Below are 16,619 nucleotides of genomic sequence, written 5' to 3'. Positions count from 1 at the left end.
AGCCGGGCCGGGCCCAGAACCACACGTTCGGCCGACACGTCAGCCGCCCGGACGAACCCCCCGCTACGTCACACTTGCCGCCGAAAGCCGCGAAGTGGGCGTGGCGGAGGAGGCTGACGATGGCGATTTCCATCTCTGTGGTGCTGTTGCTCGCGATCCTGGCGATCATCTTCGTGCGCAACTGCGCGCTGAAGTTCTCGCACGCCCTGGTCTGCGGCATGCTCGGCTTCTTCCTGGCCGACTCCAGCATGGCGCCCACCATCCACGAGGGCCTGCTGGCCACCGCGCAGATCGTCAGCAGCCTGCGCCCCTGAACCGCACCGGACCGCGAGGGTCTTTCCCGCCGTCAGCGGTGGCCGAGGACGTTGACCACACGCCCGTTCGGGTCCCGGACGAAGAAGCGGCGCACGCCCCACTCCTCGTCGGTGAGCGGATGCACGATCTCCGCGCCGCGTTCCACCAGGAGCGCGTAGGCCGCGTCGACGTCGTCCACCTCGACGCTCAGGTCCGGCGCGACGGGGGCGGTCAGATCCTCGTCCATGAAGCTGATCTGCGCGGCGGGGTTGGCGGCCGGGGCGAGCGTCACGATCCAGCCGTGGTTCATGACCTCCTCGAATCCCAGCAGCCCGTAGAACCGCGCGCTCTCCTCGAACTCCCGCGAGCGGACGTTGGGTACGACGCGGCGGACGTGCATGGGGCGGCTCCGGTGGTCGGTCGGGCAGGGGACGCGGCTCTGGCCGGGCCAGCGTAGCGAGGGGACGGGGAAGGGGGCGAAGGAATGCAAGGTACGGCGAGGCGAAGGGATCCGGCGCGGGGCGGGACTGCATCCCGGGCGGCCCGGCCGCGCCCGGTGTCAGTGACGGTCCGGGAGGGACTGCTCGCCGTGGTCCGGGAGGGACTGCTCGGTCCAGACGGTCTTGCCCGTGGGCGAGTATCTGATGCCCCACGACTGCGCCACCTGAGCGGTGAGGAACAGCCCGCGTCCGCCCTCGTCGGCCACATGCGCGTGCCGCAGGTGCGGCGCCGCCGGACTGGCGTCGCGCACCTCGCAGGTGAGCGTGCGGTCGTGGATCAGCCGCACCTCGATGGGCGGCGTCCCGTACCGGACCGCGTTGGTGACGAGTTCGCTGACGATCAGCTGGGTGTTGAACGACGTCTCCTCGTCCACGCCCCAGTCGGCGAGCTGCCGGCGGGCGTGACGCCGTGCGGTGGCGACCGAGGTGCGGTCGGCCTCCAGCCGCCAGGTGACGAAGCCGGACTCCGGGAAGGCCCGGGTCCGCGCGATGATCACCGCGGCGTCGCCCGCGCCCAGCCCGTCGGGAAGGGCGTACACGACGGCGTCGCACAAATCCCGCAGCGGCCGCTCCGCGTACTTGGCCGCTGACCGCAGCTGCGGGGAGGAGTCCGCCAGGTAGTCGGTGACCACCGGGTCGCTGGTGAAGACCAGCACGCTGCCGGGCGGCACCTCGAACTCGGCCGTCGCGAACGGCGCGTCCTCCGTCGCGCCCAGACACGGCCCGGACGGGGTGTCCGGCACGGTGACGCGGTGGCCGGGGCGGACCACGACCGGCGCCAGCCGCCCGGCCGTCGCCATCACGCAGGTCCCGGCCAGCGGGTCGTGCACGGCGTACACGCAGTTCGCGGTCAGCGCCTCCCGGCGCAGCGGATCGCCCAGCGGCAGGTTCGCCCGCTCGTAGGCCAGCTCGAGCGCCGTGTCGTGCAGCCGGGCCAGCAACTCGTCCGGCGCGAGGTCGAACGCCGCCAGGGACCGTACGACCGTGCGCAGCTGGCCCATGGTGGCCGCCGCGTTCAGCCCCCGCCCCGAGACGTTGCCGACCACCAGCGCGGTCCGCGCCCCGGACAGGGCGATCGAGTCGTACCAGGCGCCCGGATCGGCGCCCGTGACCGACAGGTACGAGGTCTCCAGCGAGGTGTGGGCCTCGGGCCTGCGGGGCAGCAGCTGACGCTGGACGGTGGCGGCCACGGTGTGCTCGCGGATGAAGCGGCGCGCGTTGTCGATGCCCAGGGCGGTGTGCGCGGCCAGCTCCACCGCCAGCTGCCGGTCGCCCGTGTCGAACGGCGGCGACTCCCCGGCCCGGTACAGACTGACCAGACCCAGCACCGCGTCGCGCAGCGCCAGCGGCACCACCAGCAGCGTGTGGGAGCGGGAGGAGTGCATCGCCTCCGTGCGGGCCGGATCGACGGGCATCCACGGCGCACCCGGGCGCAGCGGTACCACCCGGGGGCGCAGATCGCTCAGCGCCTGGGTGAACGGCGTCGGCGCCGGCAGCCGGCGCACCTCGCCCACCGGGAAGGCCTGCGGCGGGTGCGCCTCGCCGCTGCGGAACGCGGTGCGCATCAGCGGCGTCCCCGGCGGCATGGGCGCCGGCGGCGGTTCGTCGCCGCGGATCACCGAGTCCACCACCTCGACGATCGCGACGTCGGCGAACTCCGGAACCAGTGCGGAGACCAGCTCCGACCCGGTCACCGCCGGATCGAGGGTGCGCCCCACCTGCCGCCGCACGGCGTCGAGCACCTCGGCGCGGGAGCGGCTCAGCTCGCGTTCGGTGACGTCGATAACGGTGACCGCCAGACCGAGCACCTTGTGGTCGCCGCCCTCCAGCCGCAGTGCGGTGATCTCGAAATAGCGGTGTTCCGGCTCCTCTCCCTTGATCCGTGCGCGGATGATGTGCTGCCACAGCGGCTCGCCGGTCTCCAGCACGTCCTGGAGGACGATCTCCGCCTCGTTGCCCTCGACCATGCGGTAGACGTCGCGGATCGGCCGGCCGACGACGTCGTCCGGGGCCACGCCCCGGGTGGCGGGCGTCGCCGTGTTCAGCCGCACCACCCGCAGATCCGGGTCGAGCAGGTGGAGCCCGACGGGCGAGCTGGTGAACAGGGCCTGCAGCATGGCCGCCGAGGTCTCGTCCACGGGCCGGCCCGGATCGCCGTGCACCACTGGGACCTCCTTCGGGCCGCGAGCCGGTGCGCCGCCGCGGCACGTGGACCGAGGGCGCTTCTCCAGCGTGCTCCAGCCGCAGGTCCGTCGCACGCGCAGCGCCCGGCAGGGCGGCGCGGGATGCGGTCGCCCGGTCCCGCGCCGCGCCCCCGGGCGGCCGTTCCCGCAGCCCGGGGGCGGGCGCCGTCAGGAGAAGTTGACCATCCTTATGTAGCGGACCCAGTCCCAGTTCGGCCCGGGGTCGGTGTGGTCGGTGCCCGGCACCTCGTAGTGCCCGATGATGTGGGCGCGGTCCTTGGGGATGCCGTAGCGGTCGCAGACGGCCGCGGTGAGCCGGGCCGACTCGGCGTACAGGGCGTTGGTGAAGTAGGCGGGCTGGTCCACCCAGCCCTCGTGCTCGATGCCGATGCTGCGCGTGTTGTAGTCCCAGTTGCCCGCGTGCCAGGCGATGTTCGCCTCGCTCACGCACTGCGCGATGTGTCCGTCGGCGGACCGGACGAGATAGTGCGCGGACACTTTCTTCTGCGGGTTCTGGAAGATGGCCAGCGTGTTGGCGTAGGTCTCCTGAGTGATGTGGATGATCACTCGGTCGAGGGAGTAGCTGGTGGGCCGGTTGGAGGCCGTGTAGTTGGCGGTGCTCGCCGGCTGCCACTCCACGGGCGGGTAGGCGGTGGCCTCGGAGCGTGCGGCCGGCCGTGGACGGGCGACCGCGTGGGCGGCGGGGAGTAAGACGCTGGGGACGGCGGCCAGGGCGGCGGCGCCCTTGATGATCCGCCGTCTGCTGGGCGGGGGTCCGGCGCGGTCCATGGGCGATCACCTTTCTCGTGGGCGTCCTCTTGGTGTGCTCGACTGCGTGGGCGCGTGCGGGTGCTCGACTGCGCGTGGCGATGCCGGTCGGTGCGGCGAGTGTCGCGCACGGCCGGCCGCTCCTCGCGGAGCCCGGCCGCACGCGTGTGGCGGGTTCGCGCCGACGTACGTACGCCGTGTCCGTCCGCGCCGCGTGCCGCCGTCCCGGGCCCGGGGGCGGCGTCTCGCGTGCATCACGGTACGGCGCTCAGGGGTTGGGCAGAAGAGCGCGGCGGAGATCGGTGGACAGGCCGCGACTTGTGGACAACTCGGCCACCCGAACGGGTGAGTGACGCGCTGTCAGGCGCGTCCGGCGACCGCCGCGGGGTCGTCGAGGACGGTCCGGATCACCGAATGAGCGGCCCCCAGCAGCGGACCTTCGGGGCCGAACCGGGAGACGGACACCGGGCAGGCGGGACCGGCGGTGCGCCGGTCGAGTTCGGCCTCCAGCGCCGGCAGGAGCCAGGGCGCGAGTCCGGCCAGCGCGCCGCCCAGCACGACGGCCTCGGGGTCGAGCAGGTTGACCGCGCCGGTCAGAGCGATCCCGAGGGCCCGGCCGGCGTCGCGCAGCGCCCGCCGTACCGCTTCGTCGCCCTCGGCGGCGCGGGTGGCGAGCAGGCCCACCCGGCCCTCGCCCGCGGTCAGGCCGGCCGCCCGCAGCACGGCCTCCTCGCCCGCGTACTGCTCCAGGCAGCCGCGTCCGCCGCACGGGCAGGCGGGCCCCTCCGGTTCGACCGGGACGTGCCCCAGTTCGCCCGCGAAACCGCGCGTTCCGCGCAGCAGCCGGCCGTCGACCACCACGGCCGCGCCGATGCCGATCTCCGCCGACACATGCAGGAAGTCCTGCGGCGTGCCCTCGCCGAGCCACAGTTCCGCCAGGGCGCCGAAGTTCGCCTCGTTGTCCACCGCCGGGCCGAACTCGTCCGGCAGCAGGGCGCTCAGATCGGTGTCGTGCCAGTCGAGGTTGGGCGCCCGCACGACCGTGCGGCCGTCCCGCGCGATCAGACCGGGCACGGCGACGGCGAGCCCCGCCGGCCACAGGCCCTGCGCCTCCGCCTCGGCGACGACCTGGGATATCAGCGCGGTGAGCTCCTCGGCCACCGGCTCGGGGGAGCGGCCGCGGTTCGTGCCGTGCCGTACGGCCCGCGCCCGCACCTCGCCCCGCAGATCGACCACGCAGGCCGCCAGGTGGTCGACACCGACCTCGGCGCCGACCCCGGCCGGACCGCGTCCGCTGACGGCGAGCGCCGAACCCGGCCTGCCCACCCGGCCGGGCCGCTCGGGACCCAGCTCCTCCAGCAGCCCCGACCGGATCAGCTCGTCCACCAGGGTGGAGACCGCCGCACGCGTCAGCCCGATGCGGGAGGCCACCGCCGCCCTCGACAGGGGCCCCTCGGCACTGACGGTGTGCATGACCCGGGCCAGATTGCGCCGCCGCATGCCCTGCTGGGTGTCGGGCAGCGCGCGCCGGGGACCGGCCGGGTGGGGTTCGTGCAGCGGTGCGCTCATGCCTCCGTCGTCCTCGGTCGGTGTCCGGCCGGCGGGCGCCCGCCGGCGCCCGTCAGTGGGTCCGCGCCGCCCGCTCCAGCAGCGGGGACGCGTCGGAGAGTACCCCGGAGATCCGCGCGAGCGTCGCCTCGTCCCGCTCCACGGCCGCCAGCACCGGGCCGTCTGCCGTCTTCCAGCGGCGGGCGACCGCGGCCGGGTCCTCGCCGGTCAGCAGGCCCGCCGCCTGTGCCGCCGCGCCCAGCGCGACCAGCTCCCGGGCCTGCGGCACCTGGACCGGCCGGCCCGACAGCCGCCGTACGGTCTGCTGCCAGGCCGTGCCGCGGGCGCCGCCGCCGATCAGCAGCAGGGGAGTGGTGCGGTCGGCGTCCTGGTCGAGGACCAGGTCCAGCGCGCCCAGCAGGGAGTGCACGGCGCCGTCGTAGGCCGCCTGGAGCAGCTGGCCCGCCGTGGTGTCGTGGCGCAGTCCGTGCAGCAGTCCGGAGGCGTCCGGGAGGTTCGGGGTGCGCTCGCCGTCCAGGAAGGGGAGCAGGGTGACGGCGCCGCCCGGTTCCACCGCCTCCCGGTCCCGGCCGAGCAGGGCGGCGATCCGGTCCACGGCGAGCGTGCAGTTCAGGGTGCAGGCCAGCGGCAGCCAGTCGCCGCGCGCGTCGGCGAAGCCCGCCACGGTGCCCGACGGATCGGCGGGCCGGTGCACGGACACCGCGTACACCGTGCCGGAGGTGCCGAGGCTGAGCACCGGCGTGCCGGGACGCAGCCCGAGACCGAGCGCGGCGGCGGCGTTGTCGCCGGTGCCGGGCGCTACCAGGGTGCCCTTGGAGAAGGGCAGGTCGTGGCCGTCGCGCACGGTGCCCGCCACCTCGCCGGGCCGTGCCACACGGGGCAGCAGCGCCGGGTCGAGGCCGACGCGGCCGAGGATCTCCTCGTCGTAGGTCTCGGTCGCCGACGCCCACCAGCCCGTACCCGAGGCGTCGCCCCGGTCGGTGGTGCCCTGCCCCGTCAGCCGCTCGGTGAGGTAGTCGTGCGGCAGGCGCACCGCCGCCGTCGACCGCGCCGCCTCTGGCTCGTTCTCGGCGAGCCAGGCCCACTTCGTGACCGTGAAGGAGGCGCCCGGCACACTGCCGGTGCGCTCCGCCCACGCCTTCCCGCCGCCCAGCTCCGCCACCAGCCGCCGGGCCTGCGGGGCCGAGCGCACGTCGTTCCACAGCAGCGCGGGCCGTACCGGGTCGCCCTGCGCGTCCAGGGTGACCAGTCCGTGCTGCTGGCCGGCGACCGACACGGCGGCGGCCTCGTGCGCCGCCTCCCCGCACTGGTGCAGCGCCGCGCGCAGCGCGTCCCACCACTGGCGCGGGTCGCTCTCGCGGCCGGCCCCGCCGGAGACGGTGTGCGCCGCCTGGCCGCTCGCCACGACGCGACCGGTGGCCGCGTCGACGACGAGCACCTTGGTGGACTGGGTGGACGAGTCCACACCGACGACGAGCGGACCCTCGGCTGCTGACATCGGCTCTCCCTCATTTTCGCGGCTCACCGCATCTGACCAGCGGTTCTATGGATTGCGGGGGTCCCGCCGACGGGGTGGATCCAAGGTCGGGCCCCTCCTGTCCCTTCCCAGGGACGCGTCGGCATACTAATTTGTAAATCGCCATGACGAAATAGTCGCAAGCGAGCAAGGAGCCGCGGCATGAACTACCAGCCCACCCCCGAGGACAGGTTCACCTTCGGCCTGTGGACCGTCGGCTGGCAGGGACGGGACCCGTTCGGCGACGCCACCCGCGGCGCCCTCGACCCGGTCGAGACGGTGCGGCGCCTGGCCGAGCTGGGCGCCCACGGAGTGACCTTCCACGACGACGACCTGATCCCCTTCGGGGCCTCCGAGACCGAGCGCGAGTCGCACATCAAGCGCTTCCGGCAGGCGCTCGACGCGACCGGCATGACCGTGCCGATGGCCACCACCAACCTCTTCACGCACCCCGTCTTCAAGGACGGCGCGTTCACCGCCAACGACCGCGACGTGCGCCGCTACGCACTGCGCAAGACGATCCGCAACATCGACCTGGCGGCCGAGCTGGGCGCGAAGACGTACGTGGCCTGGGGCGGCCGCGAGGGCGCCGAGTCCGGCGCCGCCAAGGACGTCCGCGCCGCCCTCGACCGCATGAAGGAGGCGTTCGACCTCCTCGGCGAGTACGTCACCGCCCAGGGCTACGACCTGCGCTTCGCCATCGAGCCCAAGCCCAACGAGCCGCGCGGCGACATCCTGCTGCCCACCGTCGGCCACGCGCTGGCGTTCATCGAGCGCCTGGAGCGCCCGGAGCTGTACGGCGTCAACCCCGAGGTGGGCCACGAGCAGATGGCCGGCCTCAACTTCCCGCACGGCATCGCCCAGGCCCTGTGGGCCGGCAAGCTCTTCCACATCGACCTCAACGGCCAGTCCGGCATCAAGTACGACCAGGACCTGCGCTTCGGCGCCGGCGACCTGCGCGCCGCCTTCTGGCTGGTCGACCTGCTGGAGAGCGCCGGCTACGAGGGCCCGCGGCACTTCGACTTCAAGCCGCCGCGCACCGAGGACCTCGACGGCGTGTGGGCGTCGGCGGCCGGCTGCATGCGCAACTACCTCATCCTCAAGGAGCGCGCCGCCGCCTTCCGGGCCGACCCGGAGGTCCAGGAGGCCCTGCGCGCCTCGCGCCTGGACGAACTGGCGCAGCCCACGGCCGCGGACGGCCTGCAGGCGCTGCTCGCGGACGGCTCGGCCTTCGAGGACTTCGACGTCGACGCCGCCGCCGCGCGCGGGATGGCCTTCGAGCGGCTGGACCAGTTGGCGATGGACCACCTGCTGGGCGCCCGGGGCTGACCCCGGACACACGAAGGCCGTGGGGCACGCGCGCGTGCCCCACGGCCTCCCCGCCGGTGCGTCGTCAGATGCGGTGCGGCAGCCGCACGTAGGTCACCGTCGTCTCGACCCCGCTGTCCACCAGCCGGCCGTGCGCGTCGAACGCGCCCGACCCGTCCGTCATCCCGAAGTCGTTGTCGTTGACCAGGGCGAGCGTGCGGTCGTCCACGCGCGCGACGCCCTCGATCTTCCCCGGCACGCCCGCCACCGTGCCCAGATCGACGACCAGGCGCTTGGCGAGCACCGGTACGCCCGCGGCAGCGGGGTCGTCGAGCTGCTCCAGCGACGGGGCGGCGGTGTCGTCGTCCCAGCGGCTCCCGAGGATGTCCGCCGAGCGCTCCAGCCGCACCACCTGCAGCCGCGCCGCCTTGTCGGTGCGCTCCTCCACCAGCAGCCGGTCACGGCCCACGGCGACCACGGAGGAGATCTTCAGCTCGGAGGTGTCGTCCTCGCTCGGATCGACCACGTTCACCGGGTCGAACCGGTAGGCGTACTCGGCGGTCACCGCCCGCTTGCGCGGCGAGAAGCGCAGCAGCCGGGTCGTGCGCGAGGCGTCCCCCGCGTCCGCGTCGGGCAGCGACAGCGGGCTCTGCAGGGCCATCACCAGGTCGCCGTCCGGCAGCAGGGCGAGCCCTTCGAAACCCCGGTTGATCTTCCGGTGCAGCAGCACGGACGGCAGCGCCTCCACGACCGGATAGCCGGCGCCCTGGAGACCGAGCCCCTTGGGCACGTAGCGCGCGAGCACCCTCCCGCGCGCGGAGACGTGGACGAGCGAGGGCCCGTACTCGTCGACGAGCCAGAACGTGCCGTCCGCGGCCCGCACGATGCCCTCCGTGTCCAGGCCGTCCGGATCGTAGGCCAGCGGCGTCGAGGCGTCGTAGGAGTACGGCGCCTCGTCGCGGCCCGCCTGGTTGGACAGGCCGGTGACCGGCTTGCCCGAGGACGTGGTCAGGGGGATCGCGTCGAGCACCCGCACCGTGTCCCCGGTCACCCGGATCTTCACGATCGCCGGGTCGAAGCCCGGCACCGGGAAGGTACGGCGCTTCTTGCCGTCGACCTTGATCTGGCCGTTGGGCCCGCGGTCGGTGACCGTCCAGAACTCGCCCTTGCGGCCCGCCGGGTAGACGTCGCTGCCGATGCCGCCGAGGTCCACGCCCCGGTCGTCGCTCACGGTGCCGGGCAGCAGGGCGTTGCTGAACGCGCCGAGCGGTATGTCGCCGAGCGTCGCCGTACGGACGACATGAGCGCCTCGGCCGCCGCTTTCGGCAAGGTCCGTCCCGGCCGGTGCGGCCGCCTCGGCGCTCTGGGCCGTGAGGGCGGCGACGAGGGCGAGCGGGACTCCCGCCGCGAGACGACGGTGGACGCGGCGCCGGCCGGGGGCGTGCGGGGACATCGGGCCTCCTGAGAGACAAGTGTGCTGACAGCCGCCAGAGTCGGCTCCCGTGCGCAACGCCCGGCGTCGGAGCGGTGAACAGCGGGCGACCTGCGTCGGTCGGACTGCTTCTGTCCCTAGCGATCCCTGCCGGTACGGCCCCGGCAGGCCCCACGCCCCACGCCCCACGCCCCACGCCTCAGGCCTTCTCCGGCCCTTCCTGGCCTTCCCGCCCCGTGTCGCCCTCCGCCACGGCCAGGGCCGTCGCCGGGTCCCGGGCCGGGCCGCCGACCGGCGTCCAATGGCCCTCTTCCCTCCGGTACGGCCACCACAGGCCGTCCCGGTCCAGCCGGAGCTGGCGGTCCGCGCCGACGACGGTCCACCGGTTGCCCCTGGCGCGCAGGGACGGTCGCTCGTCCTCCTCCCAGGCGGACTCCAGGGCGGCACGCGCGCGTGCCCGCGCCTCGCCCTCCACCGTCCACTCCTCCTCCAGCACGGACAGCCCCGTCGCACCGCCCAGCCGCCAGGCTCGCACGGCCCGCGCCAGCTCCTCACCGCCGCGCCCCGACCCCTCGGCCAGCCGGCGCAGGGCCGCGGCGTCGGTCACGCCCACGGCCAGCCGCACGGCGTCCTGAGCCGCTGTCAGGTGGAGACCGAGCCCGGCGGCGCGCGGGGACCGGTCCGGCGCCTCCTCTCCGGACGAGCCCTCCAGCGCCACGGCGAGGCAGCGGTGCGCCGCCGCGACGGCCTGCGCGGCCAGCGACTCCAGCGCGTCCGGATCGACGCCGGGCGCCGGGGCCGTCCCCGTGCTCAAGGAGGGCGGCGGGCCCGGCGTCCCGGGCACGGCGGGCAGCGGCGGCAGCGCGGGCAGCGCGCGTCCCGCCGCATAGGCGTCCGCCGCGTCCACGCCGTCCGGAGCGGGCGGTTCGCCGGTGTCCGTGGCGGCGGCGGTGTCACGGGCACGCAGCTCGCCGAGCAGGGCGCGCTCGTCGCGCCCGCGCATCAGCAGCAGCACGAAGGGATCGCGGTCCAGCAGCCGCGCCACCAGGTGGCAGAGCGCCGCCGTGTGCCCGCAGTGGTCCCAGACGCCGCAGTCGCACTCCGGTTCGAGGTCACCGATCCCGGGCAGCAACTCGATCCCGGCGGCCGCCGCGTCCTCCACGAGGTGCGGCGGCAGTTCACGGTCCAGCAGCGCCGCCAGATGCCCGGAGCGCTCGACGGCCACGTCCAGGAACCCCGACCACTGCTCGTCCGACAGCCGTTCCAGCAGGACGTCCGCGCGGTGCGCCGTGCCGTCACGGTCGCGCACCACGGCCGTGACCCGGCCCGGCCGCACCGACACTGCGCCCACGGCGCCGGCCCGGGCGAGCCGGCGGCCCGCCCGCACCTGACGGCCGTCCAGGGCCGTCTCCTCCAGCGCCTTCAGCCACGCCAGACCCCACCAGGTCTCGGCGAAACCGCGTCCGTGCGCGGGCGGCAGCGCCTCGAACGTCCGCTCCACGGCGGTGTCGTGCTCCGTCATCGGGTTCCCCCTCGCAGCCGCACCAGCTCGGCCAGCTCGGCATCGGTCAGTTCGGTGAGCGCGGCCTCGCCCGTCCCGAGGACCGTCTCGGCCAGGTCCTGCTTGCGGCGCAACAGGCCTGCGATACGGTCCTCGACCGTCCCCTCGGCGATCAGCCGGTGCACCTGCACGGGCCGGCTCTGCCCGATCCGGTACGCCCGGTCGGTGGCCTGCGCCTCGACCGCCGGGTTCCACCAGCGGTCGTAGTGCACGACGTGCTCCGCGCGCGTGAGGTTGAGCCCGGTGCCGGCCGCCTTCAGCGACAGCAGGAACACCGGCGCCTCACCGTCCTGGAACCGCCGCACCATGGCCTCCCGCTCGGCCACCGGAGTGCCGCCGTGCAGGAACTGCGACGGCACGCCGCGTGCCGCCAGATGCCGTTCGATCAGCCGCGCCATCCGCACGTACTGCGTGAACACCAGGACACCGGCGCCCTCGGCGAGAATGGTGCTCAGCAACTCGTCCAGCAGTTCGAGCTTCCCGGAGCGGCCGGCGATCCTCGGCCGGTCCTCCTTGAGGAACTGCGCCGGATGGTTGCAGATCTGCTTCAGCCCGGTCAGCAGCTTCACCACGAGGCCGCGCCGCGCCATTTCGCCCGCGCCGGAGATCTCCGCGAGCGTCTCGCGCACCAGCGCCTCGTACAGGCCCGTCTGCTCCGCGGTGAGGGACACGGCGTGGTCGGTCTCGGTCTTGGGCGGCAGTTCGGGCGCGATGCCCGGGTCGGACTTGCGGCGGCGCAGCAGGAACGGGCCGACCAGCCGGGCGAGCCGCTCGGCGGCGACCGGATCGCGTCCGCTCTCCACGGCCTGCGCGTAGCGGGCGCGGAAGGCCCCGAGCCGGCCCAGCAGGCCCGGCGTCGCCCAGTCCAGGATCGCCCACAGCTCCGACAGATTGTTCTCCACCGGGGTGCCGGTGAGCGCCACGCGCGCGCGTGCGCCGATGGCGCGCAGCTGCCGGGCGGTGGCCGAGTACGGGTTCTTGACATGCTGCGCCTCGTCCGCCACGACCATGCCCCACGTCACGTCGGCGAGCCGCTGCGCGTCCAGCCGCATCGTCCCGTAGGTGGTCAGCACGAACGCGCCGTCGGCCAGGTCGGCCAGGTCGCGCCGGGCGCCGTGGAAGCGCCGCACCGGCGTGCCTGGCGCGAACCGCTCAATCTCCCGCTGCCAGTTGCCCATCAGCGACGTCGGACACACCACGAGGGTGGGCCCGGCGGTCGCCGGATCGCCCTGCCGGTGCAGATGCAGCGCGATCAGCGTGATCGTCTTGCCGAGCCCCATGTCGTCGGCCAGGCAGCAGCCCAGCCCCGACTCCGTCATCCGGACCAGCCAGCCCAGCCCGCGCAGCTGGTAGTCGCGCAACCGGGCCCGCAGCGCGGCGGGCTGCGCGACGGGCTCCTGCGCCCGCGGCCCCGTCAGCCGGTCCCGCAGATCCGACAGCCATCCCGTGGACCGGACCTCGACGGTGCGGCCGTCGATCTCGGCGGAGCCCGTCAGAGCGGCGCCCAGCGCCTCCACGGCGGTGATCTTCCGGTCCCGGAGCCTCTGCGCCCGGCGCAGTTCGTCGGGGTCCACGAGCACCCACCGGCCGCGCAGCCGCACCAAGGGGCGCTCGGCCTCCGCCAGGCGGTCCACCTCCTCGCGCGTCAGACGCCGACCGCCCAGCGAGAACCACTGGTCCAAGGGCAGAAGGGGGTCGGCGGACAGGGCCGTCCGGGGCGTCGACGGGGCGCCGCCGGGACCCTCCGCGGCGTCGGACGGCGACCCGATGCTCACCCCCGAGGTCAGCCCGAGGGCCAGCTCCGCCGGCCGGTGCACGTCCACACCGGCTGCGGCGAGCCGGCGCACGCCCTCGCCGAGGAGGTCGGCGACCTCGTCGGCGGCGAGTTCGACGGCGTCCGGCACGGCCGCCGACAGCAGCGGTGACAGGGCGGGCCAGGCCCGGGCCGCGCGCCGCAGCGCGAGCAGGACGTCCGTCCGCGCCTGCGGACCGAACGGTTCGCCCCAGGCCCCCGCACCGCCCGGGGCGCTCTGTCCGGCCCAGACCTCGGCGGCGTCGGCCACCCGCGCGGGACCGCTGACGCCGTGCACCTGCAGCACCGCCCGGAACCGCGGCTCCGGGCGGTCCCGCTCCGTCTCCGCCGGATGCGTCATCTCGACGCGCAACGAGACCTGTACGCCCGCGTCGTGGCCCGCGGCCACTTCGGCGGCCCAGGCCCGCTGCTCGGGCACGCGCTGCGGCTCACGCGCGGCGTACGCCGGCCCGCCCGCCAGGAGCGGAGCAGCGGGGGAGCGGGGCAGGGTGTCGGCTACGGCGTCCAAGAAGGCCCGCAGCAGACGCTCCGGATCGGGCAGCCGTATGTCCCCGGCGCCGTCGAGCGGGACGGCGTGCGCCTCCGGCGGCATCGCGGCGGCCAGCATCCGGACCTGCTCGGCGTCGCCCTCCCACAGGGGAGCCGCGCGCCAGGCGTCGTGGTCCTCGGCCGACAGGCCCGGCAGCAGCAGGCCGCGCGCCGTGAAATGCATGCCCAGCAGGGCCGCCGCGCCCCAGAACACGGTCGCCCGATGGCCTCGCCCGGTGGCACGCGTGCGCGTGAGCAACGGCAGGGCCGCCGACAGGGGGAGCGTGACGGCAGGCACGGTCACGCTCGCCACGCCGCCGTCCCGGGGCAGGGCCACCGTCAGTTCGGCCGCGGCCGTCCGACCGGTCGCCGCGGGCGCACCGCCGTCCGGGCGCCAGAAGGCGACCCGGCCGGTGCGCGCCGGATCGCCGGGCACGAACACGGCACAGCAGTCGGCCAGTTCGGAAGTCTCGCTCGGTGGTGTCAAGGAAGTCCTCTGCACGGAGACGCCGATTCCTCAAATTTGACTAGTGGGGGTGGAGTCGCTGAGGGTACAGCACTCCGACGGTCGACCGGGAACGCGCCGAAGGGCGCTGCGGGAGGCCACACCCCTACGGGTGCCGTCAACCCCCCTCACGCGCGCGGGGCTGGCCCCCGCGCGCACCGGGGTGCTGGCGCCATGGCCGTCACCGGCCTCCGATCCGTACGTTTCTCCAGGTCAGGCCGTTGCCGAGAGAGCCGGAGACCTCACCATGCCCCAGCCCGCCGCCGTCGCGGACGGTTTTGAAGCAAGGACCGGCGGACCGTCCGCCGGCAGTGAGTTCGCACCCCTGCTGCGCACGGTCCAGGCCCGAGGGCTCCTGAAACGACGTCACGCCTGGTACGCGCGTGTCGTCGCCGGCAACGCGCTCGCCCTGGCCGCCGTCGTCACCGGGCTGGTGCTGGCCGGCGACTCCTGGTGGGCGTTGCTCCTCGCCGTGCCGCTCGCCGTGCTCTTCGCCCGCACCGCGTTCATAGGCCACGACGCGGGCCACGCGCAGATCACCGGCGACAAGGACATCGGCCGGCTGATCGGGCTGGTGCACGGCAACCTGCTGCTCGGGCTGAGCTACGCCTGGTGGAACGCGAAGCACAACCGGCACCACGCCAATCCCAACCACGTCGACAAGGACCCCGACGTCGCCGCCGACGTGCTGGTGTTCTCCGGCGACCAGGCCGGCGACCGCCAGGGTCTGCGCCGCTGGCTCACCCGCAACCAGGCCTGGCTGTTCTTCCCGCTCACCCTCCTGGAGGGCGTCGCCCTGAAGGTGCACAGCTTCCAGGACCTGCGCCGGCAGCCGCCGCGCGAGCGCCTGGTGGAGGGCGCACTGCTCGTGGCCCATGTCGCGGCCTACTCGGGGCTGCTGCTCACCGTCCTGTCGCCCGGCAAGGCCCTGGCCTTCGCCGCACTCCACCAGGCGCTGTTCGGCCTGCATCTCGGTCTCGCCTTCGCGCCCAACCACAAGGGCATGGAGATGCCCGACCCGGACGGGGAGCGCTGGGGACATCTGCGCCGCCAGGTGCTCACCTCGCGCAACATCCGGGGCGGGGTCGTGACGGACTGGTTCCTGGGCGGCCTGAACTACCAGATCGAGCACCACCTGTTCCCCAGCATGCCGCGACCGCACCTGCGGCTGGCGCAGCCTCTCGTGCGCGCCCACTGCCGTGACGTGGGAATCCCCTACACGGAGACCGGTCTCCTCGACTCCTACCGGCAGGCTCTGCGGCACCTGCACGAGGTGGGCGCGGACCTCAGGACGCCGTAGGCCGCGGTACGCCCGGCCCCGCGCGCCCACGGTGTTCCGGCCGTGACCCGTAGGGGTCGGCGCCAGGATGTCTCCGGGGCTTCTCAGGGGTGGGGTCCGGAACCGTCGGGAGCGCGGAGCCGTTTCCACGACAGAGAGCGGCAGTGGCCGCGAAGGAGGCGACAGATGTCGAAGAGAGCGAAGATCGCGGTCGGCGGTGTGGCGGTCGGGCTGATCCTGTGGATCTGGCTGCCGTTGTGGGCCGTCCTCCTGATCGTCCTGGGAGTCCCGACCGCCGCCTACCTCACGCTGGACCCCTCGCAGCGGCGGAGACTGCGCCGGGTCACCCGCAAGGAACTCGGACGCTGAGGGGCCGCCGGCGGCCGGATCAGTGCGGGCGGACCGCGAGCTTGTCCAGGGCTTCGAGCAGGCCGGGCAGCTCCGGGCCCCGGCCGACCGGCAGGACCTCCCCGGGCTCCTCGTCCAGGAGCACGAAGGCCATGTCGTCGGTGCGGGCCACCAGCGACCAGCCCGGACCGTCGGCGCGCAGCGTCCGGGCGTCGCCCGGGGCGAAGGACGACCTGACCCGGCCCAGCGGCGGCGGTGAGTCCAGGTAGGCGCGGGCCTCCGCCAGGACGCGCCGGACGCCGAGGTGTCTCAGGGGCGTGGCCCCCGTGGCGGGCGCGTCCGGGGAGCCGTCGCCCGACTCGGGAGCCTGTTCTCGGGCCGCTCCCGGCTCCGGTGCCGCATCCGGGGCTGTCCCCGGTTCCGGGGCCGCATCCGCGCCGGATCGCTCCGCCGGGTCCGCCCCCGGCCCGGGAGCCGAGCCGTCGGCGATCCGGTCCCGCCACACCGTCCACTGCCGCGCGATCTCGTCGGCGCCCAGACGCCGCTGCGCCGAACCCCAGACGGCGGTGTCCGGCGGCGTCAGCAGCGGCCCGTCCGCCGTACTCGGGTCCGGGTCGTGCGGCGCGGGCACGCCGGGGGCCGCGACAGCGACGGCGAGGGGCCAGCCCGGCAGAGCGGCTACGACCGAGCGCTCGTCGGGCGACAGGTCGTACTCCATGCCGCAGTCCCAGGAGGCGATCGCGACGGCGACCAGCGAGACGTCGTCGACGACGACGGTCCACCGCGCCCCGGCGCCGTCCTGTCCCAGCACCAGACCGTACCCGTCGGCCGACGGCGCCAGCCCGAGGGCGGCGCAGGCCTCCGGGTAGTCGTCGCCGAGCACGCTCGGGAACTGCGCGGGCGTCAGCAGTACCGCCGTGAGCACATAGAGCGCGTCGTCCGCGGCGGCGACGGCTTCCTCGTCCGTCCCGGCCATCCAGGCCTCCCTCGGTTCGTCCAACGGCGCGCACCCTAG

The 16,619-nt window shown here is 74.5% G+C and carries 13 protein-coding genes; 4 read left to right on the top strand and 9 right to left on the bottom strand.

The window, feature by feature from the left end:
* Nucleotides 1-119: 119 nt before the first annotated feature.
* Nucleotides 120-314 carry a hypothetical protein gene (locus tag K7787_RS03645; protein WP_027757985.1) on the top strand — a complete coding sequence of 65 codons (195 nt, stop codon included), beginning with the start codon at nt 120-122 and terminating at the stop codon, nt 312-314.
* A gap of 32 nt (nt 315-346) precedes the next feature.
* Here K7787_RS03645 and K7787_RS03640 read toward each other — a convergent pair whose 3' ends face one another.
* The 5 genes from K7787_RS03640 to xylB all read right to left on the bottom strand — a co-directional run bounded on the left by K7787_RS03640 (nt 347) and on the right by xylB (nt 6,812).
* Nucleotides 347-694 (bottom strand): VOC family protein, encoded by a 348-nt coding sequence (locus K7787_RS03640; RefSeq protein ID WP_019981548.1) that lies wholly within the window; start codon nt 692-694, stop codon nt 347-349.
* A gap of 159 nt (nt 695-853) precedes the next feature.
* On the bottom strand, nt 854-2,959 hold the full coding sequence (locus K7787_RS03635) for a SpoIIE family protein phosphatase (RefSeq protein ID WP_223000474.1): 2,106 nt from the start codon (nt 2,957-2,959) through the stop codon (nt 854-856).
* A 186-nt stretch (nt 2,960-3,145) separates the two neighbouring features.
* On the bottom strand, nt 3,146-3,766 hold the full coding sequence (locus K7787_RS03630; protein ID WP_009187371.1) for an N-acetylmuramoyl-L-alanine amidase: 621 nt from the start codon (nt 3,764-3,766) through the stop codon (nt 3,146-3,148).
* A gap of 339 nt (nt 3,767-4,105) precedes the next feature.
* Complete coding sequence (locus K7787_RS03625; RefSeq protein ID WP_164391099.1) at nt 4,106-5,314, bottom strand: ROK family transcriptional regulator; 1,209 nt, start codon at nt 5,312-5,314, stop codon at nt 4,106-4,108.
* Nucleotides 5,315-5,366: 52 nt separating this feature from the next.
* Nucleotides 5,367-6,812 (bottom strand): xylulokinase, encoded by a 1,446-nt coding sequence (gene xylB / locus K7787_RS03620; RefSeq protein ID WP_169435976.1) that lies wholly within the window; start codon nt 6,810-6,812, stop codon nt 5,367-5,369.
* Nucleotides 6,813-6,992: 180 nt separating this feature from the next.
* On the opposite strand from xylB, the gene xylA reads away from it, so the two are divergent.
* Entirely contained in the window at nt 6,993-8,159 is a 1,167-nt protein-coding gene (xylA, locus tag K7787_RS03615) for a xylose isomerase (protein WP_223000473.1), read from the top strand.
* A 64-nt stretch (nt 8,160-8,223) separates the two neighbouring features.
* Here the strand turns inward: xylA and K7787_RS03610 are convergent, their stop codons facing one another.
* The 3 genes from K7787_RS03610 to K7787_RS03600 all read right to left on the bottom strand — a co-directional run bounded on the left by K7787_RS03610 (nt 8,224) and on the right by K7787_RS03600 (nt 13,974).
* The gene (locus tag K7787_RS03610; protein ID WP_223000472.1) at nt 8,224-9,591 is read right to left on the bottom strand and encodes an esterase-like activity of phytase family protein; all 1,368 of its coding nucleotides are present in this window, start codon (nt 9,589-9,591) and stop codon (nt 8,224-8,226) included.
* A gap of 178 nt (nt 9,592-9,769) precedes the next feature.
* Nucleotides 9,770-11,092 carry an SWIM zinc finger family protein gene (locus K7787_RS03605; protein ID WP_223000471.1) on the bottom strand — a complete coding sequence of 441 codons (1,323 nt, stop codon included), beginning with the start codon at nt 11,090-11,092 and terminating at the stop codon, nt 9,770-9,772.
* The gene (locus K7787_RS03600; protein WP_223000470.1) at nt 11,089-13,974 is read right to left on the bottom strand and encodes an SCO1167/SCO6262 family helicase; all 2,886 of its coding nucleotides are present in this window, start codon (nt 13,972-13,974) and stop codon (nt 11,089-11,091) included. Before K7787_RS03600 ends, K7787_RS03605 begins: the two co-directional genes overlap by 4 nt.
* A gap of 250 nt (nt 13,975-14,224) precedes the next feature.
* Between K7787_RS03600 and K7787_RS03595 the strand changes: the two genes are divergently transcribed.
* Both K7787_RS03595 and K7787_RS03590 read left to right on the top strand, forming a co-directional pair.
* Nucleotides 14,225-15,277, top strand: coding sequence for a fatty acid desaturase family protein (locus K7787_RS03595; protein WP_223000469.1), 1,053 nt, complete (start codon nt 14,225-14,227; stop codon nt 15,275-15,277).
* Between the two features lie 165 nt (nt 15,278-15,442).
* The gene (locus K7787_RS03590) at nt 15,443-15,625 is read left to right on the top strand and encodes a tail-anchor membrane protein (protein ID WP_223000468.1); all 183 of its coding nucleotides are present in this window, start codon (nt 15,443-15,445) and stop codon (nt 15,623-15,625) included.
* A 19-nt stretch (nt 15,626-15,644) separates the two neighbouring features.
* Here K7787_RS03590 and K7787_RS03585 read toward each other — a convergent pair whose 3' ends face one another.
* Entirely contained in the window at nt 15,645-16,580 is a 936-nt protein-coding gene (locus K7787_RS03585) for a hypothetical protein (RefSeq protein ID WP_223000548.1), read from the bottom strand.
* Between the last annotated feature and the right edge of the window lie 39 nt (nt 16,581-16,619).

This window comes from Streptomyces sennicomposti, assembly GCF_019890635.1.
Taxonomy (GTDB): domain Bacteria; phylum Actinomycetota; class Actinomycetes; order Streptomycetales; family Streptomycetaceae; genus Streptomyces; species Streptomyces sennicomposti.
This window is presented reverse-complemented; position numbering and strand designations above follow the sequence as displayed.

Excerpts from the sequence above, each read along its gene's own strand:
- K7787_RS03605 (WP_223000471.1), bottom strand. The coding sequence starts at position 11,092 with ATGACGGAGCACGACACCGCCGTGGAGCGGACGTTCGAGGCGCTGCCG.
- K7787_RS03645 (WP_027757985.1), top strand. The coding sequence starts at position 120 with ATGGCGATTTCCATCTCTGTGGTGCTGTTGCTCGCGATCCTGGCGATC.
- xylB (WP_169435976.1), bottom strand. The coding sequence starts at position 6,812 with ATGTCAGCAGCCGAGGGTCCGCTCGTCGTCGGTGTGGACTCGTCCACC.
- xylA (WP_223000473.1), top strand. The coding sequence starts at position 6,993 with ATGAACTACCAGCCCACCCCCGAGGACAGGTTCACCTTCGGCCTGTGG.
- K7787_RS03590 (WP_223000468.1), top strand. The coding sequence starts at position 15,443 with ATGTCGAAGAGAGCGAAGATCGCGGTCGGCGGTGTGGCGGTCGGGCTG.
- K7787_RS03610 (WP_223000472.1), bottom strand. The coding sequence starts at position 9,591 with ATGTCCCCGCACGCCCCCGGCCGGCGCCGCGTCCACCGTCGTCTCGCG.
- K7787_RS03595 (WP_223000469.1), top strand. The coding sequence starts at position 14,225 with ATGCCCCAGCCCGCCGCCGTCGCGGACGGTTTTGAAGCAAGGACCGGC.
- K7787_RS03630 (WP_009187371.1), bottom strand. The coding sequence starts at position 3,766 with ATGGACCGCGCCGGACCCCCGCCCAGCAGACGGCGGATCATCAAGGGC.
- K7787_RS03585 (WP_223000548.1), bottom strand. The coding sequence starts at position 16,580 with ATGGCCGGGACGGACGAGGAAGCCGTCGCCGCCGCGGACGACGCGCTC.
- K7787_RS03640 (WP_019981548.1), bottom strand. The coding sequence starts at position 694 with ATGCACGTCCGCCGCGTCGTACCCAACGTCCGCTCGCGGGAGTTCGAG.
- K7787_RS03625 (WP_164391099.1), bottom strand. The coding sequence starts at position 5,314 with ATGAGCGCACCGCTGCACGAACCCCACCCGGCCGGTCCCCGGCGCGCG.